The organism is Nostoc sp. JL33 (assembly GCF_017114985.1).
Taxonomy (GTDB): Bacteria; Cyanobacteriota; Cyanobacteriia; order Cyanobacteriales; family Nostocaceae; genus Nostoc.
This window is the reverse complement of sequence record NZ_JABXKP010000077.1, coordinates 38,559-64,571: the sequence shown is the minus strand read 5'-3', so window position 1 is coordinate 64,571 and position 26,013 is coordinate 38,559. Positions and strand designations below refer to the sequence as shown.

The 26,013-nt window shown below is 42.3% G+C and carries 20 protein-coding genes; 9 read left to right on the top strand and 11 right to left on the bottom strand.

Annotated elements, in window-relative coordinates; all coding sequences use genetic code 11:
* Positions 1–76: 76 nt before the first annotated feature.
* On the bottom strand, positions 77–490 hold the full coding sequence (tnpA, locus tag HWQ23_RS22435; protein WP_292833009.1) for an IS200/IS605 family transposase: 414 nt from the start codon (positions 488–490) through the stop codon (positions 77–79).
* A gap of 78 nt (positions 491–568) precedes the next feature.
* Positions 569–2,221, bottom strand: a complete 1,653-nt coding sequence (dndC, locus tag HWQ23_RS22430) for a DNA phosphorothioation system sulfurtransferase DndC (RefSeq protein WP_292833005.1) — start codon at positions 2,219–2,221, stop codon at positions 569–571.
* 172 nt (positions 2,222–2,393) lie between these two features.
* Here dndC and HWQ23_RS22425 point away from each other — a divergent pair, with 172 nt between their 5' ends.
* Complete coding sequence (locus tag HWQ23_RS22425) at positions 2,394–3,542, top strand: DGQHR domain-containing protein (RefSeq protein WP_292833002.1); 1,149 nt, start codon at positions 2,394–2,396, stop codon at positions 3,540–3,542.
* On the opposite strand, the gene HWQ23_RS22420 is transcribed toward HWQ23_RS22425, so the two are convergent.
* Positions 3,543–4,484, bottom strand: coding sequence for an HNH endonuclease (locus HWQ23_RS22420; protein ID WP_292832999.1), 942 nt, complete (start codon positions 4,482–4,484; stop codon positions 3,543–3,545).
* 31 nt (positions 4,485–4,515) lie between these two features.
* Complete coding sequence (locus tag HWQ23_RS22415) at positions 4,516–4,986, bottom strand: DNA phosphorothioation-associated protein 4 (protein ID WP_292832996.1); 471 nt, start codon at positions 4,984–4,986, stop codon at positions 4,516–4,518.
* Positions 4,987–5,267: 281 nt separating this feature from the next.
* On the opposite strand from HWQ23_RS22415, the gene coaE reads away from it, so the two are divergent.
* Together coaE and HWQ23_RS22405 are read left to right on the top strand one after the other, a co-directional pair.
* Positions 5,268–5,864, top strand: a complete 597-nt coding sequence (gene coaE, locus HWQ23_RS22410; RefSeq protein ID WP_292832993.1) for a dephospho-CoA kinase — start codon at positions 5,268–5,270, stop codon at positions 5,862–5,864.
* A 473-nt stretch (positions 5,865–6,337) separates the two neighbouring features.
* On the top strand, positions 6,338–6,607 hold the full coding sequence (locus HWQ23_RS22405; RefSeq protein WP_292832990.1) for a hypothetical protein: 270 nt from the start codon (positions 6,338–6,340) through the stop codon (positions 6,605–6,607).
* A gap of 37 nt (positions 6,608–6,644) precedes the next feature.
* Here HWQ23_RS22405 and HWQ23_RS22400 read toward each other — a convergent pair whose 3' ends face one another.
* Positions 6,645–7,007, bottom strand: a complete 363-nt coding sequence (locus HWQ23_RS22400) for a DOPA 4,5-dioxygenase family protein (RefSeq protein ID WP_292832987.1) — start codon at positions 7,005–7,007, stop codon at positions 6,645–6,647.
* A 172-nt stretch (positions 7,008–7,179) separates the two neighbouring features.
* Here HWQ23_RS22400 and HWQ23_RS22395 point away from each other — a divergent pair, with 172 nt between their 5' ends.
* The 5 genes from HWQ23_RS22395 (at position 7,180) to HWQ23_RS22375 (ending at position 12,321) form a co-directional block, all read left to right on the top strand.
* Entirely contained in the window at positions 7,180–8,541 is a 1,362-nt protein-coding gene (locus HWQ23_RS22395; RefSeq protein ID WP_292832984.1) for an MFS transporter, read from the top strand.
* Between the two features lie 165 nt (positions 8,542–8,706).
* A complete protein-coding gene (locus HWQ23_RS22390) occupies positions 8,707–9,396 on the top strand; it encodes an SDR family NAD(P)-dependent oxidoreductase (RefSeq protein ID WP_292832980.1) in 690 nt (229 codons plus the stop codon).
* 34 nt (positions 9,397–9,430) lie between these two features.
* Positions 9,431–10,252, top strand: a complete 822-nt coding sequence (locus HWQ23_RS22385) for a class I SAM-dependent methyltransferase (protein ID WP_292832977.1) — start codon at positions 9,431–9,433, stop codon at positions 10,250–10,252.
* Positions 10,253–10,393: 141 nt separating this feature from the next.
* Entirely contained in the window at positions 10,394–11,092 is a 699-nt protein-coding gene (locus tag HWQ23_RS22380; RefSeq protein ID WP_292832975.1) for a glutathione binding-like protein, read from the top strand.
* Positions 11,093–11,124: 32 nt separating this feature from the next.
* Positions 11,125–12,321: an MFS transporter gene (locus HWQ23_RS22375; protein WP_292832973.1), complete on the top strand. Its 1,197-nt coding sequence runs from the start codon at positions 11,125–11,127 to the stop codon at positions 12,319–12,321.
* A gap of 152 nt (positions 12,322–12,473) precedes the next feature.
* Here HWQ23_RS22375 and HWQ23_RS22370 read toward each other — a convergent pair whose 3' ends face one another.
* Complete coding sequence (locus HWQ23_RS22370) at positions 12,474–12,620, bottom strand: hypothetical protein (RefSeq protein WP_292832971.1); 147 nt, start codon at positions 12,618–12,620, stop codon at positions 12,474–12,476.
* Positions 12,621–12,916: 296 nt separating this feature from the next.
* Here HWQ23_RS22370 and HWQ23_RS22365 point away from each other — a divergent pair, with 296 nt between their 5' ends.
* A complete protein-coding gene (locus HWQ23_RS22365; RefSeq protein WP_292832969.1) occupies positions 12,917–13,765 on the top strand; it encodes a lysophospholipid acyltransferase family protein in 849 nt (282 codons plus the stop codon).
* A 62-nt stretch (positions 13,766–13,827) separates the two neighbouring features.
* On the opposite strand, the gene HWQ23_RS22360 is transcribed toward HWQ23_RS22365, so the two are convergent.
* The 5 genes from HWQ23_RS22360 to HWQ23_RS22340 all read right to left on the bottom strand — a co-directional run bounded on the left by HWQ23_RS22360 (position 13,828) and on the right by HWQ23_RS22340 (position 26,003).
* Positions 13,828–14,088 (bottom strand): MoaD/ThiS family protein, encoded by a 261-nt coding sequence (locus HWQ23_RS22360; RefSeq protein ID WP_229483813.1) that lies wholly within the window; start codon positions 14,086–14,088, stop codon positions 13,828–13,830.
* 119 nt (positions 14,089–14,207) lie between these two features.
* Positions 14,208–15,728, bottom strand: coding sequence for a hybrid sensor histidine kinase/response regulator (locus HWQ23_RS22355; protein WP_292832966.1), 1,521 nt, complete (start codon positions 15,726–15,728; stop codon positions 14,208–14,210).
* Positions 15,728–21,712: a hybrid sensor histidine kinase/response regulator gene (locus tag HWQ23_RS22350; RefSeq protein WP_292832964.1), complete on the bottom strand. Its 5,985-nt coding sequence runs from the start codon at positions 21,710–21,712 to the stop codon at positions 15,728–15,730. Before HWQ23_RS22350 ends, HWQ23_RS22355 begins: the two co-directional genes overlap by 1 nt.
* 188 nt (positions 21,713–21,900) lie before the next feature.
* Positions 21,901–23,202 (bottom strand): hybrid sensor histidine kinase/response regulator, encoded by a 1,302-nt coding sequence (locus HWQ23_RS22345; RefSeq protein ID WP_292832961.1) that lies wholly within the window; start codon positions 23,200–23,202, stop codon positions 21,901–21,903.
* On the bottom strand, positions 23,199–26,003 hold the full coding sequence (locus HWQ23_RS22340; RefSeq protein ID WP_292832958.1) for a CHASE2 domain-containing protein: 2,805 nt from the start codon (positions 26,001–26,003) through the stop codon (positions 23,199–23,201). The genes HWQ23_RS22345 and HWQ23_RS22340 overlap by 4 nt, the downstream gene beginning before the upstream one ends.
* Positions 26,004–26,013: the final 10 nt, after the last annotated feature.

Genomic DNA, 26,013 nt, shown 5'->3' with positions numbered 1-26,013 from the left:
ATACCGGGCGAATGGAATTCGCGGCTACACAAGCAAAGTCCACCTTCGTGGACTAAATTAGTACATAATTTTTGGTTTATTTGGGAGTTAGTTCCCAGGTGGGAATGATTGATTTTTGACTATGATGGGTAGCTTGGTTTCTGATGTAATTGGGTATATTATCAATGGCATCATGACTAACCGTAAAAGCTCCATAGCTACCTTGCCATTTAAAAAACTCACCTGGCTTGATTTCGTGGGTGATGAAATGGGAAGAACTTCCCTTAATTTGTTTAACCAATTCAGAGATACTGATGGTTGGCGGAAAACCCGTTAGCAGATGAACATGATCTTCAATACCACCAATTGCAATTACGGTACATTTTAACTGTTCACACTCCTGAGCGATCGCTGCATAAACTAACTTCTGAATATCAGGCGTAATTATGGGTAATCTGTCCCAGGTCGCCCAAACATAATGCACATACAATTGTGTAAAACTTGCTCTCATTTTTCTTCAACCCACGGAGGTGGGTTTCGTCTGTGTAGCCGCGATTTCCAATCGCCCGGTATTATATTATTCTTATTCTTATTCTTCTGAATTTTCCTTTTTAAATTTCATACTTGCCCAAGTTACCTGTTCATCACTTTCACCTTCATCTACCTCATTTATTGCTGCAACATCGCCTAAAGTCATCTGCTTGACTTTTGCAACATCACCTTGACTAACTGCTTCGCTCAATTCGCGTTTCAAACGAGCATTTTTAATCGCATCTTCTGGGGAACGGGAACTCGTATTAAAACATTTTTCTAGGGTTTCGTATATCCCCACGCGACGAGTCTTTTTGCGATATTGGCGTTCTGTATCTAACAATTTCGCCATGAGTTCCAAGTGCATCGCGTCACCTTCACAGATTTCTTCTAATACTATCCATTCATCACGACCTAGTAGGCTATAGTCAGCACCAGGGCGCGGGTCTTGAAATTCTTCGCCAGTCACTTCTTGATAAATCCGGGGTAAGCTATCATCAAATTCGTGTTTTTCTTCTAGCCAAATGCGGCGGATTTCGCTCATTTCTTCGAGAGTAATTAGGGTGATGTCGCGCATATTTTCTGGCGCTGTCCGACGAGTTTTTGTTTGCGCTTCTAATAATCGTCTGAGCCAATGTTCCCGCCAATATTTGGTATAAGGGCCAGGTATTGGTTCAACAGAAATTTCCCCGTTTTTATTGCGTTCAAATAGTTGAACATCTCCCCAAATCCGACGGAAATCTCTCTTGCCCCAGTCATCTTTAATATCTAGTTCGTTACGGATATCTAATAGAGGCTGCATCCATTCTTTCTCTTCATCATTTTGAATCATTGCCTCCATTGATTTATCCTTACTAACGATTGTACAAACCCAGCAGCCAAATCGGGAATCACCACAGCTAGGAGTAGAAGTATCAACAACTAGTGGACATTCATTATCTGCTGTTGCACCTCGATACATAATAAACAAGTCTTTGTTGCTATATCCCCAAGGGTTTTGCCACTGATTTAGGTAAATCCAAACTTCATCAGTACGCCAATCTTCGATGGGGCTGTAAATTAAAGAATTAGGTAAGCTTGCACTATGGTAAAGCAGAGACGTAGGTGAACTTGAATCAGAAACGAGGCGATCTTTTAGGGTACCCGCTTGATGTTTTTCCATTGAGATAGCACGTTTGATACTTTCAGCCTTGCGCGTACCTAAAACAAGAATAACTTCTCCATTTACTCTAACCACATCACGGATAAAGCGGTTAGAAGGATGAATTTTCAGACGGTCTGTACACCAACGAAATTTCCCTCGCGGCGTTGGATAACCTTTCCCAATCAAGCTTACCCAGAATGTCTCTTTGATTTCTGGTTGTAACAAATGGGGTTCAATGGGCATTTTCTGTTCTTTAGCAGTAACCCTCATCCTTTCTAAGGATTTGCGTACCCAAACAGCGACCACAGGGTTTTCTACCAGTGTGTCAGTTGTAATAACATGAATAGTCTTTTTTCGTTTTTCCTGGGGGAGTGCTGCGATCGCATTCCAGATAAGCTGTAAAGTAGCAGTACTATCTTTTCCGCCCGAATAGCCCACCACCCAAGGAATCTCATCTAAACAATACAATTCTTGAATTTCAGTGGTGAGAGCTTGGATATAGTCCACTAACTCTGCTACAGTACGTGCTTGCTGAACTTTATTTTCTGGTTGTTGTGCTGTAGTCATTTCTCCTTCTCTCTGGAAACACTGGCGTAATATCCCGGCGAATAGAATTCGCGGCTACACATACAAAACCCACCGACCTGGGTTGAAGAAAAGTTTTTAAAAACTTTACTACTAATATCCAAATTTTTGGATAATTAAACTACATAATACTATTTTGTTTTTAAAATTTAACATGAAAGATAGTACATCTGACCCAACTGCTGACATCGCTAGAGAGTACCTGGAACGGGAAAACAAGGAAAAACAGGTACTAGCTTTACTGCTAGAGAACTTTTTAGGGAGAAAAGATCAGATTCTCGTTCAAAAAACCGAAATGGGTGGTACTGAGGCTTATGTTAGCTCTGTTACCTTGGAATGGTTTGCAGGTCGGGTTCACTTCGCCTCTGGCTTACCTCTGTTTCAAAAAAAGTATAATCATGAGACTGATAATGTCGAGATTGACGCGGATAGTATTGATGAAATTCAGCAGCGTCCGCTTGATTGGTCACGTCAAGCACCGCTAGTGCAGTATTTAGCAGCTCGACAAAATCACAAATTTCCGCCCGTGCTGGTAGTAATTAATCAACCGTGGGTGGATAATTCCAAAGCTGCTGAGTGGGATAGTGAAGGACGCGCCACAAAGTCTACTACTGATTTTATCCCCCTAGATAAAGACGCTAAAGTAGGTCTGCTAAATATTTCTGATTCTACAGTTTTGACCACTTTGCAAGCTCTGCAAGATATGTCTGAGCGATATTTGGGTCAAAAGTTCCCCCATTGGAAACCCTTGGAAAAAGGTCTAATTCCCATGCGACCAGAGGATGAAGAACTTGAGCAGGGAATTGAGGAATTCAGAAAGCTATTTGATTATTTGGCTAGTCTTTCCAGTTATAAAATTTTAGAACATGAGGATACACCAGCTTTGCGGCGCTTCAGCTTTGAGAAAGATGGAGGTGAAGGAAATATGCTTTTCCGTCCGGTTGCTCAAGTTGCATTAGCGCAAGCTTTGGGAATTTTAGTGTTTAAAAAAGGTTTTTCTCTGGTAGATATTTTTAAGAAGCTGCGGAAGTTTGACCAGCAAGGTGGTTTTAGTGGTATGGAATATCCCCAATCTCTTTGGTATGGGGTTTTGTATGACCCAAATAAAAGGCGGGTACAGGTTGCTGGACGAGATTTGGCTACGAAGTTATTGGTTTATATTCTGGGTGGAATTCAGGAACAGATGGAACGTGCTGAACTTCGTAAGGCTTTGGCGGATGCTAGGACTGTGGAAGATAAAACTATAGGTTTTGATGGCAAGTTTGTTGAACCGAAAGCGGTAGGACTTCCATCTGTCCTGTAATTATGCTTGAAATATATTTTGGCGATGCCATTGCAGCGCTTCCAGTTGTGGAAAGTGTAGCTCTGTATTTGGTAGAAGTATTGTTTCACCATGAAAATCTTTCATAGGGTTAGCATGGGGAGATACTTCTTCCAAATCATTGCTAACTATAATTTTGTATCGCTCATCTACAGCAAACCAACCCCTATCAAATGCCCAATGATGATTTTTGCAAAGAGCAATTCCATTATGAATTCTACTATCATAAAACTGTGAAAATGGCTTTATGTGTGCGCCATCTACAATGTTTTGATTTACTTTTTTAGTTACTTTGAGTCCACAAAAGGCACATCTGTAATCATAAATATGTATAATTGCTGTCCTAAAAAAAGCATTTCTAATCACTGCTCGTTTCAAGCTCCACCTTGGATTATTATCTAAATTTGCCGTTTCAATTAATTTTTCTATCTCTCCTGAGCCATCTTGAAAAGTTTGATTTATTTGTAAAATAGCTTCTATATCATTTTCATTATCAGAAAAGAAAGCTGCCACAAGCGCGTCAATTAGTTCTTTTCTATAAAATTCATCTTGCAAAAAGTTAAATAATTCACTGTCTAGATATGCATATTCAACAGCCTCCTTTAGTTTGTTAATTGTTTTTGGTTGTAACCCATTAAATTCAGGCTGAAATTTTAAGTACCAAAAACCCTCATTTTGCAGATGGAAGAAAGGATAGTGTAAACCACCTTTGTAAGACGGAGAACCGATTACATTCCAATACCTCTCAAATGTTTGAATTAATTCATCTGAAACTGGAATCTCATTAGTAGTAATGATACTTCGTGCAATCAAATCAATTACAGATAAAAGTAATATTGGTTTATATTGAGCATTACCACGTTTCCGGCTACTACTTACATTTAATTCGGCAAACCGTTGACAATAATATGTTATATTTTTCATATTTAATAACTTAATTAAGTAAGCCAAAAAATCAATTTAAGAATTTACTGAGATCAAATTCTTCTTCTAGCTGTTCTTTTGTTCCTCTTTCAGAAATCAGAACTAATAGAAGTCGCTCTGAGTAGTCAACAGAACCCCGTAACTCATTTTGTAAAATTTCCAGTCCTCCATTAGCATATTCTTCAAAAATTTGAGTACGTTTATCTTCATCTTGTTCTTCTCTAGATGAGAGTATGTTGATATCTTTAGTTTCATTGATTCCTAATAATTTAATTATCAGGTCATATCCCAATGAAGCAAAATTTTCTTGTGGAATTGGAGATGGTTCTCTTTTTGTTGTTTCTCCCAAAGGAACGCGCTTTTTATATTTAACGCCTAATGCTGCTGCAAACACTATAACTTCTACATAAGTCTGAAAAGGCCCAGTTGTGTCTTTTGATGCTACTAGAGATTTCACCAACTCAGCCTTATCTTTAGCAACCCTAATTCTATTTGCAGCCATGATATTAATATCTACATTGTTGCTATATTAACCGAAAGCCAAAAGCGATGCCTACGGCTAGCTTTGCCTACGCAATTATTAACTCATTATTTTATACTAATATACACGCGATCGCTTAAACAAATAAATTATCTATCCTGGCACTGCGGGTTCAGCCACCTGATTACGACGATACACTTGCGGTTTTTAGCATACTATCTACTAAAGAGCTAAATTTATTTATGGAAATTGTTAATTTTGAATTCGCAGCGATCGCCCTTGCCGTATAGTAGAGAAATAACGTGACTAAACGTATAATCGGCTTAACCGGCGGTATTGCCACAGGCAAAACCACTGTCACCAATTATTTAGCTAGCACTTATAACCTGCCGATTTTGGATGCAGATATTTATGCTAGAGAGGCAGTATCTTTAGGTTCGCCTATTCTGGGTGCGATCGCTCAACGTTACGGCGAACAAATTTTACTCCCAGATGGCAGCCTCAACCGCCAAAAGCTAGGCGAAATTATCTTTAATCGTCAGGATGAACGCAACTGGATAGAGAATTTGATTCATCCTGATGTGCGCGATCGCTTCCTCAAAGCAATTGCCCAATCTTCTTCGCAAACACTGGTGTTAGTAGTGCCTCTATTATTTGAAGCTGGGATGACTGATTTGGTTACAGAAATCTGGGTAGTCCGTTGTTCTCAAGAGCAACAGCTACAAAGATTGATACAACGAAACCATTTAAATAGAGAACAGGCACGAGCTAGGATCAATAGCCAATTATCTATCGAAGAAAAAGTGGCTCATGCAGATGTCGTTTTAGATAACTCCTCCACCCTAGAAGTATTACTGAAGTATGTAGATGTAGCTCTAAAAACCACAAGTAGAGACTAGAACCTATTTATTTTAAATAATATACTTAGACGACATTCTTAAGACATAAAAGATTTATAAATTAATATTATCTAATTAAGCGAAAAATACTCATATCTGACCCAATGTTGTCCAATAATTCGGTGATTTTACAGTTGAAGCTGCGGTTAATAATACTGTAAATTGAAGTTGATAGTAAAGCTGCTATCACCGATGGTGTTGTATGAGATATTCAAGATTGAAGGTAATAAAGTAATCAATAGTATTAGTAACAGTGATTTTTTTACCTGAGATACATAACATCATTAATCACATCAATGGTTGATTTTAAAAAAAATACAATTTAGTATAAATCAAACATTAATTTCTCAAAATTCTGTCTTAAAAAAACTTAATTTTGAATTATTAGTTATATTTTTAAATTGTTGTTAAATGCCTTCTCTTCAATCAGAACAGGTATGAACTTAAGTTTTAGTTTTTTCAATAAATTATCTTTGGTTAGTTCTCCAGTAAAAGAATTAAAACAGAAGAAAAAAATACACGATTACAGCCAACAAGTTTGGGGAAGTGACTATGTATTTGAACGCATCAATGAAGGAATCATGGGGTACATGACTGGAATAGGGAAAAGCATCAAAGCCGGCGATCGCATTATTTTCCGACAAGGTTGTGAATCTTATCAATATCAAATTGAAGAAATTGATTATTACTCCGATCCATCTGATATGTGGATGGCTTTACTCAAGCAAGTAACGATTGACTAAATATAAAAGTCAATCAATTGCTTCAATTGCATTTTCCTTAATTGGATATCGAACTAACCTGTCGAAGAAACTCAATATTCAAATCTAGCTTTTTCCCTAACCATAAGGAATGATTCGCGTGGTCTGCCACAGCATCGCCTGTCTCAGGGTGGACGAGAATATCCAATCCCTGACGATTGAGCATTAACCAAGGAACGACTTGATCAAACTGATTTGGTAAGAAAGCAACTTGATACATCGCTTTTGGGTGAGGCCCGATGGGCTTGTCAAACCAGCGTCCGAGTTGCACCTCAAACCTAGCGCCCAATCCTTCACGTACACGCGCAGCTACATCCCGACTTGCGGTATCGAAGTAAACATGAGCGTGAAAACCAGTGATCTCGATAATATCTTTTTTCATAGATCGACTTTTCGCTCTCAACTCTAATTTTTGGTAGCGGACTTTTTCTTTCTGACTGAAAAAGCGATGTCTACGACGGGCGTAGATGCAGCACAATTTTAGCCCAATACCGTGCAGTTAAGGATCGGTTCAATCTGGTGATTATCTCTGACTGAGGTTAGAATTTCTAACATTGGCGATCGCTGTCGCCACTTTGTGGCAAGTTAGTATTCTTGAAAGCCACTCCCCACTGATCATGTCCTTAGCCTCCTTCCTAGCGCGTCGTTCGTTCCACTATGCTTGGCTCGTCGCAGGCTTAACATTCCTAGCCTTGTTGGTGGCAGCCGGAATTCGCTCTGCTCCTGGAGTTTTTATAGTGCCTCTCGAACAGGAGTTCGGCTGGAGTAGAGCGACTATATCGTTGGCAATCTCCATTAACTTAGTACTTTACGGGCTGATTGGCCCTTTTGCCGCCACAGTTATGGAGCGGATCGGCATTCGCCGGATGATGGTGTTCTCACTTGCTGTCATTGCTCTCGGTGTCGGTTTAACCACTTTGATGTCAGCTTCCTGGCAGCTAGTCTTGCTGTGGGGTGTAGTTGTCGGTTCTGGTAGCGGAGTTATCGCCCTGGTTTTGGGTGCTATTGTTGTCAATCGCTGGTTTTTGGAAAAGCGGGGTCTAGTTCTGGGCATCTTAACTGCCAGTACAGCTACGGGACAATTAGTGTTTCTGCCGATGCTGGCCTCAGTAACCGATCGCTTTGGGTGGCGAACTGCGGCTCTAGGTCTTAGTGGTGCAGCACTTCTAATTATTCCAGCGATCGCAGCCTTTATGCGCGATCGCCCGGCGGATGTCGGTTTGCGACCCTTTGGCGACAACAGCGAAACTGTGGAAGTTTTCAAGCCGAAAGTGAATTCCATCGCCTCCACCCTCAACGCCCTCTGGCTGGGAATGCGTAATCGCGACTTCTGGCTGCTATTTGGTAGCTTTTTTATCTGTGGCGCCAGCACAAATGGGTTAATTGGAACTCATCTGATTCCTGCTTGTATTGACCACGGTATCCCTGAAGTCAAAGCTGCGGGTCTTTTGGCAATCATGGGACTATTCGATTTTTTTGGAACTACTATGTCCGGTTGGCTATCTGACCGATGGAACAATCGCTACTTATTATTTTGGTACTACGGGCTGCGGGGTTTATCTTTGATTTTCTTGCCCTTCAGTTTCAACTTTTCCTTCTATGGACTTTCCATTTTTGCCGTCTTCTATGGACTTGATTGGATTGCCACTGTACCACCTACAGTACGCCTTGTTGCCAACATCTTCGGTAAAGAAAATGTCGGCGTGATGTTCGGTTGGATTGTCGCAGGACACCAGGTTGGTGCAGCCACAGCAGCATTCGGAGCCGGAGTGTTGAGAACTTGGACGGGTAGTTATTTACAAGCGTTTATTTTATCAGGCGTTCTCTGTCTGATTGCCGCAGTTTGTGTACTGCAAATTGGTCAAAGTCCCACTAAGGGGAATTCACAGTTATCTTCAGTCACGCTCAATTCTTAATGTATTTACAGACCTAAACCCCAGCCCCTTCCCTACATTCGCGCAGCGTCTCGTAGAGAGGGAAGGGGAGTAAGATTCAAAGCCTCTCTCCTCTTAGGAGAGAGGTTTGGAGAGAGGTCAAAGTAAATGCCTTAACTGTTTATCCTAACAAGGAGAATTAAATTTATGGCAACAACAGCTTTAATTGTCGGTGCAGGTAGTGGACTGAGCGCTTCTTTAGCCCGCCTATTTGCCAAAGAAGGATTCACCGTAGCTTTAGCGGCTCGCCAAATTGAAAAACTCACTCAATTGAGCAGTGAAATTGGGGCGGTTAGTTTCGCTGCTGATGTCTCAAAGCCAAATGAAGTAGAACAGTTATTTATTGATGTTGAAAATAAAGTCGGTTCCCCGAATATTGTCGTTTACAATCCCAGTTTCCGGGTGCGGGGGCCTCTTGTTGATCTAGACCCTGGTGAGGTGGCAAAAACCTTAGATGTAACTGCCTATGGTGGCTTTCTCGTAGCCCAAGCTGCTACTAAAAGGTTTTTGCAACTTGGGGGCGGTGCTATATTCTTTACTGGAGCCTCAGCGAGTGTCAAGGGTTATCCTCTGTCTGCTCCCTTTGCAATGGGTAAATTTGCACTGCGCGGTTTGGCTCAGAGTATTGCAAGGGAATTAGCACCAAAGAATATCCATGTGGCACATTTCGTGATTGATGGTGCAATCCGCTCCACAGACCGCCAAGATCCAGCAGATAATCCTGATAGTACTCTTGACCCGGATGCGATCGCTCAAACTTACCTTAGTATTCTCCGCCAACCTCGCAGTGCTTGGACATGGGAAATAGAACTACGTCCGTGGGTAGAGAACTTCTAGCCTAGACAATTGTTACAAGAAGATTTTTGCAGGTATGAAAATTGATTTTGGTGCAACTGCTAGTGATTATGCAAAACACCGCGCTGGCTTTCCGAGTTCATTATTTAACAAGCTGTCTGAATATGGTATAGGTTTACCAGGGCAGAACATTGTTGATCTTGGCACAGGAACAGGAACACTAGCGCGGGGGTTTGCGGATAGAGGTGCTTATGTAATTGGTATAGACCCATCAGCCTCACTTTTAGAACAAGCGAGACTGTTAAGCGAATCTACCCAAATCAAAGTAGATTATCGAGTCGCAACTGCCGAGAATACCGAGTTACCAGATGCAAGTGCAGATGTGGTGACAGCAGGACAGTGTTGGCATTGGTTTGACCGTCCGCGTGCCGTCCAGGAAATTAGTCGGATATTGAGAAGAAATGGCTTGCTTGCGATCGCTCATTTTGATTGGATACCCTTAAAAGGTAATGTCGTTGAAGCAACAGAACAACTGATCAAAGCTCATAATCCAGCGTGGAATCTGGACGGCGGTAATGGATTGTATCCCCTGTGGTTACAAGACATTGGCGAAGGCGGATTCCGAGAAATCCGCACATTTTCTTACGATGTATTTGTGTCTTATACGCACGAAGATTGGCGGGGACGAATTCGTGCTAGTGCTGGCGTGGGGGCCAGTTTGACACCAGAAAAAGTAGAAATATTTGACCAAGAATTGGCGACATTACTCGAAGCAAAATATCCCACACCAATTCTTCAAGTTCACCACAGAGTTTGGGCAGCGATCGCAAAATCACCGCAATCTAATTCGGAATTCGGAATTCGTAATGACGCTCTCTACGAGACGCTAAAAGCGTAGCTTGTCCTCCGCAGGAGTACGATGACTCGCTACCGCTTCTCTACGAGACGCTACGCGAACGCTAACGGAATTCGTAATCGTAGCCAAACTTCTGCGTTCTTTGCGTTTAAATTTCAACCCTCAATATAAGGAAAAATAACCATGATTGAACTTTACTATTGGGCAACCCCAAACGGTCATAAAATCACAATTTTCTTGGAAGAAGTCGGCTTACCATATACGATAATTCCTGTCAATATTGCGGCTGGGGATCAATTTAAGCCGGAATTTCTGAAGATTTCTCCTAACAATCGGATGCCCGCGATCGTTGACCACGAACCAGCCGGTGGAGGTGCGCCGATTTCGGTATTTGAGTCTGGTGCAATCTTGCTATATTTAGCAGAAAAAACCGGGAAATTAATCCCCCAAGATTTACGTAATCGCACTCAAGTTTTAGAATGGTTGTTCTGGCAAGTGGCAGGACTGGGGCCAATGGCAGGACAAAATCATCACTTTAGCGTCTATGCTCCCGAAAAGCTTGAATATGCCATTAACCGCTATGTGAATGAGACGGGACGCTTATATGCAGTGCTGAATAAGCAACTAGCAGATAAAGAATTTGTCGCTTTTGATTATTCCATCGCCGATATTGCTGCTTATCCCTGGATTGTGCCCCATGAACTCCAAAGTCAGAATCTAGAGGATTTTCCTCACCTCAAGCGCTGGTTTGAGACAATTAAGGCTCGTCCGGCAACAATTCGCGCCTATGAGAAAGCAGAAGCATTCAAAACTCAAGCGCCTGATCAAGATAAGTTACGAGATTTATTATTTAACCAGTCGGCGAAGACTATTCAGCCTTGAGCGTTGTGGGCATAAAAAAATAGGAGAATTGCGTGGGTAGGTTAGCAACAGATATACCAAGCAAAACACCTGTCTCATTAGGACTGTTGGGCGCTGCTGCCTTTATGGTAGTTGCCGATGCACGGGTGATTGACCCCCTACTGCACATTATTGCTGACGAGTTTAAAGTGGGCGTTGGCAGTGCTGCGGTGATTATCTCCGCATACACGATTCCCTACGGGCTATTTCAGCTAGTCTATGGCCCACTAAGCGATCGCATCGGCAAAATTAAGGTAATTACAGTAGCACTGGCAGCATTTGCTGTCGGTACGGCGGTTTGTGCCTTTGTGTCAAATATCGTCATACTTACCTTGCTGCGGTTTCTCACCGGGATGGTTGCTGCTGGGGTGATTCCCGTCACCCTTGCTTATATTGGTGACAACTTTCCTTATGAAAAACGCCAAGCTGCGATCGGCAAGTATTTAAGTGCGCTAGTGTTGGGTCAAATCCTCGGCGGTAGTCTGGGCGGCATCTTTGGAGAATATATCGGCTGGCGTGACATCTTTCTGGTATTTGGGATCGTCTCCCTTGCCATTGCTGGACTTTTATCGCGGGGAACGCGCCACCTTAGCGATAGTCAACGTCCCCATCGCGTAGGTGGGATGATAACATTTCGACCTTATTTTGAACTATTGACCCAACCGATCGCTCGAACTGTGATTATAGCGGTGTTTGTGGAAGGCTTTTGCGTGTTTGGGGCTTTTGCTTACGTCGGCGCATTTCTGCGCGATCGCTATAGTCTAACTTACGTAGCGATCGGGTTTATGCTCAGTAGTTTTGGATTGGGTGGACTGATTTACAGTCGCTCAGTTAAATGGTTAGTTAAGCGACTGGGTGAAATTGGTTTAATGGGTGTGGGAGGAGCCTTGATGTCTATGGGCTTCTTAGCGATCGCATTGTTCCAGAACTGGATACTTTTTATCCCCTTGAGTATTTTAATCGGATTGGGCTTTTATATGATGCACAGCACCCTCCAGACCCAAGCCACTGAGCTTTCCCCGGAAGCACGAGGTACTGCTGTTTCGCTGTTCGTCTTCAACCTGTTTGTTGGGCAGGGAATCGGCGCAGCAGTATTCGGTAGGATTGTGGATAACTTCGGCTACATTTATTGTTTTATTGTGGCTGGTGTAGCGATCGCTCTGCTTTCTGTTTGGCTAGTCAACCAGAAGCAAAACAGCAATCAAAGCTAAGTACAGCATTTCATTAATTCGTAGCAAATTAAAATAATTCGTAATGAGGCTCTCTACGCGGACTCCTTCGCCCTACGAAGACAGTAATTAAGTTTTGTAAGGGGGATAAAGACAAGAGCCTAACATACTGCCGCTTGTTAGAAGCTCTTGACTTAAACCCCCAGGATTTGTTTAATTTGGCAATACCTTTGCATTGTTAATGCGTTGGCTTGCATTGTTAATGCATTGGCTTGCATTGTTAATGCGTTGGCTTGCATTGTTAATGCGTCGGCTTGCATTGTTAATGCATTGGCTTGCATTGTTAAGGCATTCCCTTGGAATCTTAATGTATTCCCCTGCATTAAAAACGCTACGTTTTTACGCAAAACTATACTAATAAGCTGAAAAACATCTAAATTGCATAACCTAATTAAACCTAACTCTTGTGGGGTGGGCCGGAAAGCCCGCCCTAATAATGGGAGCAAGTTAAATGTGGAACAGCTTACCAATTTGAAAAATGATTGCGACAGTTTTACAATCCAAAATCTCAAATCTCAAATCCAAAATGGTATAAAAAAGATTGTTTGACCTTTGCCAATCCTGTTAAAATGCATCGATGTCAAAAAAGCAACATCTCATAAACAAAAAACCCGGTTGGTCTTTGGATGAGCGAGATCCAAAGTTCATAGAATCTCTCATGCCCCTGTTGGGCTTTTTCTATCACTACTATTTCCGAGTTCAAACTAGTGGCTGGGATAATATTCCACCCCAAGAAAAAGTCCTATTTGTCGGTTCGCACAATGGGGGACTCGCAGCTCCCGATATGGGAATGATGATGTACGACTGGTTCCGACGATTTGGTGTAGAGCAACCCGTCTATGGTTTGATGCATCCCAAGGCTTGGCAGGTTAGCCCGCCACTAGCGCAACTAGCCGCCAAGGCTGGAGCAATCATAGCTCATCCGAAAATGGCTTACACTGCCTTGCGCTCTGGAGCTAGTGTGCTAGTTTATCCAGGTGGAGCCGAAGATGTCTTCCGACCGCATTATTTACGTAACAAAATCTACTTTGTGAGGCGGCAAGGATTTATCAAGTTAGCATTGCGGGAAAATGTACCGATTGTGCCTGTAATTTCCTGGGGTGCTCACGATACGCTGATTGTGATCGCTGACTGCTACAAAATTGTGCAGCAACTCCATGAGTGGGGGATGCCTTGGCTGCTTGGGATTGATCCAGAAGTTTTTCCGATCTATCTCGGACTGCCTTGGGGATTAGCAATGGGCCCGTTGCCCAACATTCCATTACCTATGCCCATATACACGCGGGTTTGTCCGCCAATTGTATTTCAACGCTACGGCCCTGAAGCAGCCAGCGATCGCCACTATATCAATGAATGTTATGAATTAGTTGTTAGTCAGATGCAGCAAGAGTTAGATCACCTAGTAAAGCTAACTGCTAATTCCTAAAGCTATAAATCTTTAACTCATAACTCCTGTACAGACGCGATTAATCGCGTCTCTCCAAACTCCTAACCGCCACTAACTGGTGGAATCAGCACGACTTCATCCCCATCTTGTAGTAAAGTATCTGGTTCGACAAATATTAAATTAATTCCAAAACGGGTGATGTCACGCCATTGTGAGAGTTCGGGGTGTTCAGCTATGAGGCGATCGCATACTGCTTTGACTGGCATACTATTGGGAAATTCCAGCACCAGTTCCGAAACCCTAAAGGCTTCTTGATAAGCAGCGAACAGTTTAACGGTAACGGTGATTGCAGATTTAGACATACAACATGCTTTGGCAGTACTAGCAAGTAGTTTAATACTTGCCAAGCACCCCGAACTATTGGGCTTAACTATGTACATCATTTCACAAGTTCATAGCTAAACTAATCGCAACCAAAATGTTACGGTGTCGCCAAAGCCAATTCTAGAGGGTGCGATCGCATCGGAATTTTAATCATAAACTCTGTTCCCTGCCCAGGTGCTGAAAGGCAGATGATCTGACCACCATGTTTGGAGACAACAATTTCCTGGCTAATCGACAAGCCTAAACCTGTGCCTCTACCTACGGGTTTTGTCGTAAAGAAAGGGTCGAATAAGCGATCGTGTATTTCCTGTGTCATACCGGGGCCAGTATCGCTAATCCAAATAGTCACAAACTCATTGTCAGTTACTTCGGTGCGAATCCAAATCGTGCTGCGGCAAAAGTAAATTTCCTGGGGCGATCGCTCCTTATCATACTCCTCCAAAGCATCAATTGCATTCGCCAATAAATTCATAAACACTTGGTTGAGTTGTCCGGCATAACACTCCACAAGCGGTAGGTCGCCATACTCTTTAACGAGTTGAATACCCAGTTGGTTAGAGCTGACTTTAAACCGATTGTGCAAAATCAGCAGTGTGCTATCTAACCCAGCGTGCAGGTTTACTGGTTTCATTTGGGCTTCATCGACGCGGGAAAAAATCCGTAATGACTGAATAATTTCGCGGATGCGGTCAGCCCCAACCTTCATCGAACTCAGCAATTTGGGCAAGTCTTGACTGAGAAATTCTAAATCTATGGCCTCAGTTAGCTTCTGAATTTCAGATAGCGGCGAGGGAGTGGACTTGGCATAGAGGTTCAAGAGGTCGAGCAAGTCTTGGGTATATTGATAGGCGTGAGTCAGATTACCATAGATGAAGTTGATCGGATTGTTAATTTCATAGGCGACACCCGCCACCAATTGCCCCAGACTGGACATTTTTTCACTATGAACCAGTTGGCTTTGAGTTTCTTGAAGTTGGCGAAAGGCAACTTCAAGCTGATTGGCTTGTTCTCGATAGCGGGCTTCTGATTCTTGCAATGCTTGCTCTGTAAAAATGCGTTCTTGGATTTCCCCTTGCAGCTGCTGATTAGATTGAAAAAGTGCAGCCGTCCTTTCTTTCACCCGTTCTTCTAACTCAGATGTGAGTTTTAAGAGTGCGTTCTCTGCCTTAGTCCGCTCTTGAATCTCCTGCTGCAAATGCACATTTTGCTCTTGCAGTCTCTTACTCAGATTTCGGATGCTTAAATGGATTTTGACACGGGCTAAAACCTCTTCATGCTGAAGCGGCTTTGTGATGTAATCCACCGCCCCAAGATTCAACCCTCTGACCTTATCCACCGTCTCAGAAAGCGCCGTCATAAAAATCACGGGGATGTCTTTAGTTGATTCTTTAGCTTTCAAGTACTGGCAAGTTTCAAACCCGTCCATACCGGGCATGAGTACATCTAGCAAAATTAGATCGGGAAGCGCATATTCGACCTGCTCAATTGCATCCTCACCATCCTGTGCCACCAACACTTGAAAGCCAGAATCAACTAAGAAATCGAATAACACTCCTAAATTTGTTGGGTTATCATCAACGATTAAGATAACGCCATTTTCAATGTTTGAAATATTCATTAATTTACTCCTACCTTTTTCAGAATTTCGCGAATTTTTTTAACTTGAAAACCTTTAGCTAATTGACGTAACTCTAAAGAAAAAGGTGCATATTTAACATCCAATTCTTCCAACTGAGTAACTCGCTCCACAATAGCTTTGAGATCGCCTTTCATTGCTAAATTCAACAGAGATGCAATTTCTTCTGCCGCAGGGACTACCAATGATTGCTGAGAATTTTCTTCTTTCTTACTTTTACATACTTCAGTTTCACCCTCTTCATAAATCCATTCCAGGTCTAAGTGAAGCCGTAACTTTTCTAAAAGCTCTGTTAGCCGGATTGGCTTAGGTAGAAAATCATTGCAACCTGCCTCTTTACTTTTGTTGAGATCGAAATCAAAAACGCTGGCAGAAGTACCAATTATTATCACATTCTTTAGTTCCGGCGATCGCCTGATGCGACGGGTAGTTTCAAAGCCATTCATTTGAGGCATCAACAAGTCCATTAAGATACAATCGGGATTCGATTCAGATGCTTTATTGAGACAATCCTGGCCATCTATTGCTTCGATAATTTCAAATCCTAAAGGTGACAGCATCTTGACCAAAATTGAACGATTTTCTGGTCTGTCATCTGCCACGATAACTTTCCGTTTATAGCCTTTAAAACCTTGGATATTTCGTTGCTCTTCTTTGACAATATCAGCGTATTGAGAAACTTCAGGCAAATCTAAATCAAAGAAGAAAACGCTGCCTTTCCCTAAAGTACTCTTCACCCGGATTTCGCCACCCATCATCTGAACTAATTGGCGGGTAATTGCCAGTCCCAATCCTGTTCCTTCCGCTTTGCGATCGTGCTCTCCTACCTGGTGGAACGGCAAAAATATCTCTTCTAATTGCTCTGATGCCATGCCAATTCCTGTATCTTCCACCTGAAACCGAATTTTACCTTCCTCATAGCCGACTTTGAAAGCCACACCTCCAGTTTCAGTAAACTTAACAGCATTACCCAGTAAGTTAATCAAAGCTTGTCGCAACCGTTTTTCATCAGCTTTGACACCTATAGGAAGTTGAGTAATCTGTTCAAAAATTAAGTAAATACTTTTTTGTTCGGCACGGATACGGCAGATTTCCACAATGCCTTTTAGAAATTCTGGAAAATGAAAATCTGTTGGGTGGAGTTCCATTTTTCTCGCTTCAATTTTAGAGAGGTCTAAAATGTCATTGATTAGATTCAAGAGATGGTCGCCACACTGATAAATAATATTCACACCATCTTTTTGTGAGTTGGCTAAACTTTTGTCTCGTTTGAGGATTTGGGCATAACCCAAAATGCCATTAAGTGGTGTTCTCAGTTCATGGCTCATGTTAGCGAGGAAATCGCTTTTAGCGCGGTTGGCAGATTGTGCAGTTTTTTCCGCTTTTTGCAGATGCACATTTTTTTCCTGTAACTCTAGAGTTCGCTCTTGTACTTTGGCTTCTAAGCCAGTGTTGGCTAATTTTAAGTCTTTATAAAGACGAGCATTATCAATCGAAATCGCCGCTTGAGAGGATAACAGTTGTAATACTTCTAACCGATCTGATGTAAATGCGCCAATAGTGAGATTATTTTCTAAATAAAGGATGCCGCTAAGTTTTCCTTGATGGATGAGCGGTGTACATAAAACCGATTTTGGTTGATGAGTAAGTATGTATGTATCTGTGGTAAATTTTCCTTCACAAGTCGCATCGCTTAGTACAACATTTTCTTTAGTTCGGGCTACATAGTTAATCAAGGAAATTGGTAGCTGCTGACTAGTTGATACTGGGATTCCTTGTAGGACAGTTACATCGTTTTTATCTACTGCTCCTGATGCTTCTATCAGCAACTCTCCTGATTTTTCTAAAATTAGGTAGCCTATTTGAGCGCCAGCATTCTCTAGCACAATTGTCATTAATTTAGCTAGCAACTTGCCCAAAACTATTTCTCCAGAAAGGGCTTGAGATGCTTTCATAACTGTGGCTAAATCCAGCGAGTCTGAAGCATTTTCAGACATAGAGCTAATTATCCGAGTTACGTCCGTACTGACGGTTTCTCGCTTTGATATCCGAAATAGTTGAGGGTATGTTTTTTCTAAGTCTTTTACTTTTGCCTTCGCTCCCCAGCAACCATATCCATAGTAAGCATCGTTAAGATAGGTATTAGCAACTTTCTCTCTACCACACGCAAAATAAAACTCTGCTGCCAGTTCCGAGGCTAGGGCTTCTTCTTGAATATATCCATGTTCTCTAGCTCCATTTATCGCTCGGTCATAAAAGGCGATCGCTTTGACATCTTGCTTTAATACTCGCGCCTTCTCTGCTTCCACTAAATCGTATTTATGCTGATAGTTAGCAGGAGAATGCAACGCCCACTGTTTCATTTTTTTCTGATGTGCTACCACTTGGCTGAAATATTGTTGGCGTAGCTTGCCGCCGTAGGCATCGCTTTTTGATGCACTGGGATACAAAGCTAAAAGAGTCAGAGAGGAGTAAAACTTATGTTCGGCTTTGTACATCAACCCTCGTCCACCTTGTTCGTATTTTTCTGCCAGCAAGGCATCCTCAGCAGCGCGATCGTAATTTTTAAATAAATAACCTAGAATCAGTTTAGAAACATAGATAGGATAAATAGCCATATAATTATTGCTATTTATCAAAATTGGCAACATTTCATTTTCATTAAAACTTTCGCCGATTAATCGATAAGGCTCGGCTATTTTCTTAATTAAATTCAAACCTGTTTGTCGAACTATATTAGCATAAATTATTTGAAATTCCTGTTTAGTTCTTTGCATTAAAGCAATATAGTGTGCCTGTTTCTGGATAACTATTTCTAGATTTCCACCAATAAAAAATAAGTGCGTACAATAAAAACAAGCCGAATAAGAAGCATATTCTAAATCTCCTGTTTCCAGCCCTTTTTGGACACCCTCAAGTAACGGTTCTATAGTATTAATAGCTGGTTCTTTCCAGTGCCTGATAAAATAATTAAATGTTTCATAGATTTTCGCCGTCATTTCCTTAGCATTGAATTGATTCAACAGCTTTAAGCCTAGCTGACCGAATTGATAGCCAGAATCCATGTCTTCAAAAGCGCCACACAGGAACATTCCATAAAGTACATACGTATAAGCTGACAGAGGAGAGTTCCCATATTTGAGACAGAGATTGGTCATTTTAAAAACGACCTGTGGATAAAGTTCGGGAGCCGCAATATAAACCGGAGGAATCAGATTGATCAAAACGCGCAATGCGGCTAGTTTATAAGGATCAGTCATTTCTGGCAATTCTGTTAAATCTTCAATCCGCTTCCCTCCTAAATTCAATCTAGTCAGTCTGGTTGGGGGTTTAGCAGATAAGGGCAACCCTAGCATTTTCAGCACTTGCAGTCCGGTATTTAACGCGGCTTGCATTTGGTTTTTAGCAATATAAAACTGCATTTTCGTCTCGTACACCTGGACTCGATCAAGTAGGGTTTTTGCCTGGGACAAAACTACATCAGAAAGCATTTCTGCTCGCTCGAAGTTGGTGTTGAGAAATTCTACTGCTGCTGTTTCTACATAGAGATTGAGTGTTAGGTCGTAGTCACACTCCCAACTATCTGTTATCAGGAGTTCTAAACCTACATTTAAATACTTAACTGCTGATTCATAGGCTGTTGCTGCTTTCGCTTTCTGTCCAGCGATGAGATTGAGTTGAGCCAGTCTATCTTTTTGAGGCTGCTGAGTGATGAATTCAGCACCAATATTCAATTGGTTGACAATCTCAAAGATGTTTTCTTCAATGTCCGTTTCTGAGGTATGTTTTAATAGCAGTTCACCGATTTTTAGGTGAGTCTGTTTTTTCTCGTCATCTGGGATCAGAGAATAAGATGCTTGTTGCACCCGGTCGTGTAAAAACTTATAGGTGATGGGTGATGCGTGATGGGTAATGGGCGATCGCCTGTTCTCAGTTTCCATTTGTTCTGAGTCAAAAACGAGCGGTGTTTTGTATGAATTGTTTAGGGGGAAAACTAAACCTGATTGCAGAGCTTCCCACAAATCTGCTGCTGTTTCTGACTGAGATGTTTTATTAATAATCGCCAACATATCTAAACTAAATTTGTCTCCAATGCAGGCGGCAAACTTTAAGACATTCTGGGCTTTTGCAGATAGCTTTTGAATTTGAGCGACCATCAACTCAACAACATTATCAGTTATATTAACTCCTTCTATCACCTGAATATCCCATTGCCAAAAACCGCGTTCAAAGTCAAACGATAATAAATTATCCTGATAAAGAGATTTGAGTAACTGAGTTAAGAAAAAAGGGTTGCCTTGGGTTTTTGTAAAAACTAACTCAGCCAGTGGCTTTGCCTTTAAAATTTCAGTGCGAAGAGTATCGGCCACTAACTGGTTGACATGAGCGATATCCAAAAGCTGAAGAATAATATTATTTACGATCGCACCAGTCTTTTGAATCTCTTCCAAGGTCTGAATCAAGGGATGAGTCGCACTTACTTCATTATCTCGATACGCGCCAATTAGCAATAGATATTGGCTATCTGGGTCGGTGATAATTAACTGGATAAGCTTGAGGGAAGCTGAATCCGCCCACTGTAAATCATCCAAAAACAAAACTAGTGGGTGTTCAGGTTGACTAAATACATGAATGAATTGTTGAAACACCCGATTAAACCGGTTTTGTGATTCAGATGACCCTAATTGAGGAACTGCTGGCTGCGAGTCAATAATCCGTTCTAATTCGGGAATAACGTCTATAATCACTTGACCATTAGAGCCAAGGGCATCTATGAGTTTTGATTTCCAAACAGCTATTTGCTCATCGGTTTCCGTTAGCATCTGGCGCATCAAATCTTGGAATGCTTGAATTAAGGAAGCAAAAGGAATATTCCGCTTGAACTGGTCAAATTTACCGGAGATAAAATAACCTCGCTGACGCACAATCGGTTTGTGAACTTCGTGAACTAAACACGATTTACCGATGCCTGAGTAACCAGAAACTAGCATCATTTCCGTAGTCCCAGAACTGACGCGATCAAATGCTGCTAATAAAGTAGCAACTTCTATTTCCCGCCCGTAAAGTTTTTGCGGGATGGAAAATTGGCTGTATGAATCTAGCTGACCAACAAGAAAGTGGGAAATCTCGCCATCCGTCTGCAACTGAGTCAGACAGGTTTCTAAATCGGCTTTTAGTCCGAGAGAGCTTTGATATCTATCTTCAGCAGTTTTAGCTAACAATTTCATTACAATGTCAGAAACTACTGGGGGAATTTTTGAATTTATCTCTTGAAGCGGTATTGGTGTTTTGGCAATATGGCAATGAACAAATTCTAGAGGGTCAGAGGCATTAAAGGGCAGCGAACCTGTTAGCATTTCATAAAAGGTAACGCCTAAAGAATAGAAGTCGGTACGGTAGTCAATTGACCGATTCATTCGTCCAGTTTGCTCTGGTGACATATAGGCGAGAGTGCCTTCTAATAAATTGGGATTGCTGATACTTTGATTTTCTTTTTCTAAACGCGATGCAATGCTGAAGTCGATAATTTTAACTTGCGCGGTTTCTGGGTTAATAACAATATTGTCAGGTTTAATATCTTTATGAATAATCTTGGCTTGATGCAGTTGAGTCAGAGTCGATGCTAGCTGAATGGCTATTGTGAGAAATTCGGTTAATGACAATTGGCGATCGCTAATATACTTTTTCAGAGATTCTGCACCAAAGTCTGCCAAAATTAGAGCTAGACCGTTATGATGATTTTCTAAAGCTAGGGACTTGACAATTCCTTCTATATGTACTAAAGCCTGTGATATTTTATATTCATGTCTGAGTCGGGTTAGTTCTTCGAGGCTGGGATACTCGGCTTTAAGGGCTTTAACGATCGCAAGGGTTTGATCTAACTGCTTACAAGCGCGATAAATAACGGTATTGACACCTTCATGCAGTGTTTCAATAAAGTTGTAACCGGGAAGGACAGGTATCATTTTCTAGCACTGAGTGGTAGGGTGAACTGGGCATAAAGCTAATGAGCGGTATGCAGCACTGTCAAATAAAAGGACAATGAAGTGCTATCTTTAGCATTCCCAGCCAGCCAAAAAAATCTCTAATACTAAATAAACCTCAACATTTGGAAATATAATTTTGCTGCACTACTAATCAGCCGGACGTGATATTACATGGGCAGAGTAATAATAAACTTTGTCCCCTCACCAGGTATTGACAAGCAGTTGACTTGTCCATTGTGTTTATCGACAATAATTTGGTAGCTTATAGCTAATCCCAGCCCGGTTCCCTTGCCTACGGCCTTGGTTGTGAAAGATGGCTCAAAAATTCGAGCTTGCACCTCACTAAGCATACCGGGGCCGTTATCTTGAATACAAATTGTGACGGTTTGTTGCTGAGATTCAACTGATGTCGTAATGGTGATGATATTCGGGTAAACAGCAATCTTTTGATCAGAGTGGTTTTGATTGAGTTCATCAAATTCATCAATGGCATTGGCGATGATATTCATGAACACCTGGTTCAGTTGTCCGGGATAGCAACTGATTGCAGGTAAATTACCGTATTGTGTTACAACCTCGATTTTAGGGCGATCGCCATTGCCTTTGAGTCGATGTTTCAACAGCATTAAAGTGCTATCGATTCCTTCGTGAATCTGAAACTCTACCTGAGATGCAATATCTGTGCGAGCAAAAGTTCTCAGAGAGAGGCTGATATCTTTAAGACGGGTAATTCCCTGGTGCATTGATGCCATTAGTTTCGGCAGATCCTCTACCAGATACTCCAAGTCGATTTCTTCAAGAAGCTCTTCAATTTCCGCGTCTGACTGCGGTAGCTTCTGCTGTTGCAGGCTCACCAGGCGAAGCAAATTATTTACATATTCCTCAATATAGGATAAATTCCCGCCCACAAAACCAACCGGATTATTAATCTCATGACCAATACCTGCAACCATCTGCCCGATAGTGGACATTTTCTCACTCTGGATCAGTTGTAATTGGGTTTGTTGTAACTGCTGTAGAGACTGAGTTAATTCTGCGGTGCGCTCTTGCACACGTTCTTCTAATGTGCGCGTGAGAAGGGAAATTTTCAGGTGTAACTTTAAACGGGCAATGACTTCTTCCTGTTGGAAAGGTTTGGTAATGTAGTCAACTGCACCTATTTCCAATCCTGCCACCTTGTCTGTAGAATCGGAGAGGGCAGTCATGAAAATTACCGGAATATTCTGAGTGATGGGATTAGTTTTCAGCCGGCGACAAGTTTCAAATCCATCAATACCTGCCATCATCACATCCAAGAGAATCAGATCGGGACGGGCATATTCTGTTTGTTCGATCGCGGACTCTCCATCTGTTGCCATGAGCGCTTTCCAGCCACACCCCTGAATCGCTTCATATAGCACCTTAAGATTATTAGGATTGTCATCCACCAACAAAATATATATGGGTTTCGAGAGAGGAACAGTGATCATGGATTTAACTCCCTTGTGACAAATGAGTTGAGGAACTTACGGATTTTTGCGGTTTGGAAACTGGCAGTGAGTTTGCTCAACTCTGCCCCGAAGGGAGCTAGCTGACTGTTTTGCTCAATTAGCTCTCCTAACATTCCCTCGATCGCCGAGATATCCCCCATCATTGCCAGATGATAAAGTTGTTGCAAAACATCCTGGGATGGTAGAACCCATTCACTACTAGTTTGCTCACCTTTGGCAGACGACTGCCCAGACGAAGATTCGGCATAGATCCACTCCACTTTCAAGAGCGATCGCATTTTATTGAGTAGTTCCTCGATCTGGAGGGGTTTGGGCAGGAATGCTGTTGCCCCTGCCTCTAAACTTTGCTGGCGATTTGACTCAGAGACGTTGGCACTAGAGACGATAATCGGAATAGAAAGGGTTTGCGGATTCCCTTGCAAGTGACCTATTAGCTCAAAACCATCCATATTGGGCATGGCTAAATCGAGCATAATCACATCTGGATTGTGTTCAGTTGCCACCTGTAGCCCATGTTTGCCATCGATCGCTTCCAGGGTTCGACAGCCAATTTCTTCCAGCAGACTGGTCAACATGGAACGGTGGTTGCGATCGTCATCGACAATGAGAATCTGAGGCGCACTACCCCGAATCCCGGTAATTTTCTGGGGAGTTGGGGCGATTGCTCCTCCATACCAATCATGAACAAGTGGGACTGCTACTGTCAAATCTAGCCAAAACAGACTTCCTTCGCCCAGGTGACTCTGTACCTGAATTTGGCTCTCCATCAATGCCGCAATTCTATGGCTAATCGCCAATCCCAAGCCAGTACCTTCAGATCGCTGCCCTGGTTCACCCACTTGCTCAAAGGGCAAAAAGATTTTTTCGAGATAGTCTGGTGACATCCCAATACCCGTATCTTCAATCTGAAAACGAATCTTTTGATATGTGACTTGTTCATTGTCATTAGTCATTTGTTTAGACTCTTGATCAATGACTTCCACTTTAAACGTTACGCTACCGTTATCTGTAAATTTGATCGCGTTGCCCAGCAAGTTAATCAACACTTGCCGTAGCCGTTTTTCATCGATTTCAATCACAAGTGGCAGGCGATCGCTAATTAAAATATTAAATGTAATTCCTTTCTGTTCAGCGCGGATACCACAAATCTCAGTTACACCATGTAAAAAATTGGGTAGATGCACACTGGTGACAACCAAATCCAATTTCCTTGCTTCTATCTTCGAGAGATCGAGAATGTCATTGATCAGCATCAACAGGTGTGATCCGCATTGGTAGATAATGCCGACTCCTTCCAGGTTTTTAGCTGTCATGTTTGGCGATCCTTCTAGTACTTGGGCAAAACCAAGGATGCCATTCAAAGGTGTGCGTAGTTCGTGGCTCATATTGGCGAGAAACTCACTTTTGGCTTGATTGGCAGCATCGGCAGCTTGCTTTGCTTGAACCAATTCATAAGTTCGTTCTTCGACTTTTGTCTCCAAGGTTTTGGAATAATCTAATAGTTGATTGTTGGCAATTTCCAGTTGGCGATTTGTTTCTTCTAACTTCTGCTGTTTATAGGCATTCGTTGTCGCAATCACACTAGCGATAAACGCCGCTAAGGCGGGTGTTACCGGAATTAAAACACCATGCAAAAACATCCCATAGCCGCCCCCGATGCAGGCTCCAGTGATACCTACAGTTGCCCAAAGAATTTTGCCGCCGGGAATCCGTCGCCCGGTACGCGCACTAGCTAACCACCAACTGCCCGTAGAACCGATCACAGACCAAAAAACAATCAAGAGTGATAGAGAAATGCCAGAAACGCCGTGCAGGCTGGATTTTCCGGTTTTTGCCCCTCGTACTAGTTGATGAGCAATATTGGCATGAACAACCACACCTGGAGTTGGTTTTTGAGCAGATACCCAGGAAGAGAAGGGTGTGCTGAAGAAATCATTGGTACTGGAGGCGACTGAGCCAATAAATACCATGCGATCGCGCATCAAATCTGCCGGAATTCTGCCTGCTAAGACATCGCGCATCGCAACTGTCCGAAATGCCGCCTCCGTTCCATACCAGTTGAGTAGGATTTGATAGCCTCCTAAATCGGCATCGGTATAACCTGCTTCTTGATTTTGCAATGGCAGGTAAATTTCCTTACCCAACTGAAACTTTTGCTTTTGGGGGTCAATGCTTTCTAAACTAATTCCTTCAGTTTCTAGGTACTTAAGAGCTACAAGGGTTGCCAGTCCGGCTTTAATGGTGTTTTTCTCTTTGGCATCTTCAGCTGTCAGCAGCGCACGACGTACAAAGCGATCGCCATCCAAGACTAAATCTGCTAATCCTACCTGATCCTTTTTTTTCAATTCCGGTGGGGGATTGACGCGTTCACCGGTAATTTTCTCAACTCCGATTAAATTGGGAGTGTTGCGGAAGACTTGAACAAGTTGCTCATGTCCGTTTCCTTCCGGTAAATCTCGATAGAGATCCAATCCGATCGCTCTAGGCTGCTGCGCCCGGATTTTTTCTAGTAATTGTGCCAACGCCGAGTCTGGAATTGGCCATTTACGCACCGATTGGATATCGCGTTCATCGATTGTGACAATCACAATTTCATCAGCGATCGCCCCTGATGATCGCTGACGAACCCATTCGTCACGAACTTTCCATTCCGGTAAATTGAAAAGTCCCAACGATTGCCCAACCATAACCGTCAAGGCAACGCTGGGAGTAATAATCAAAACGCTACGAGTGCGTTGAATAAAAGTCTGGAATCTCCGCCACCTACATATTTGTGCCATACAGTTATCT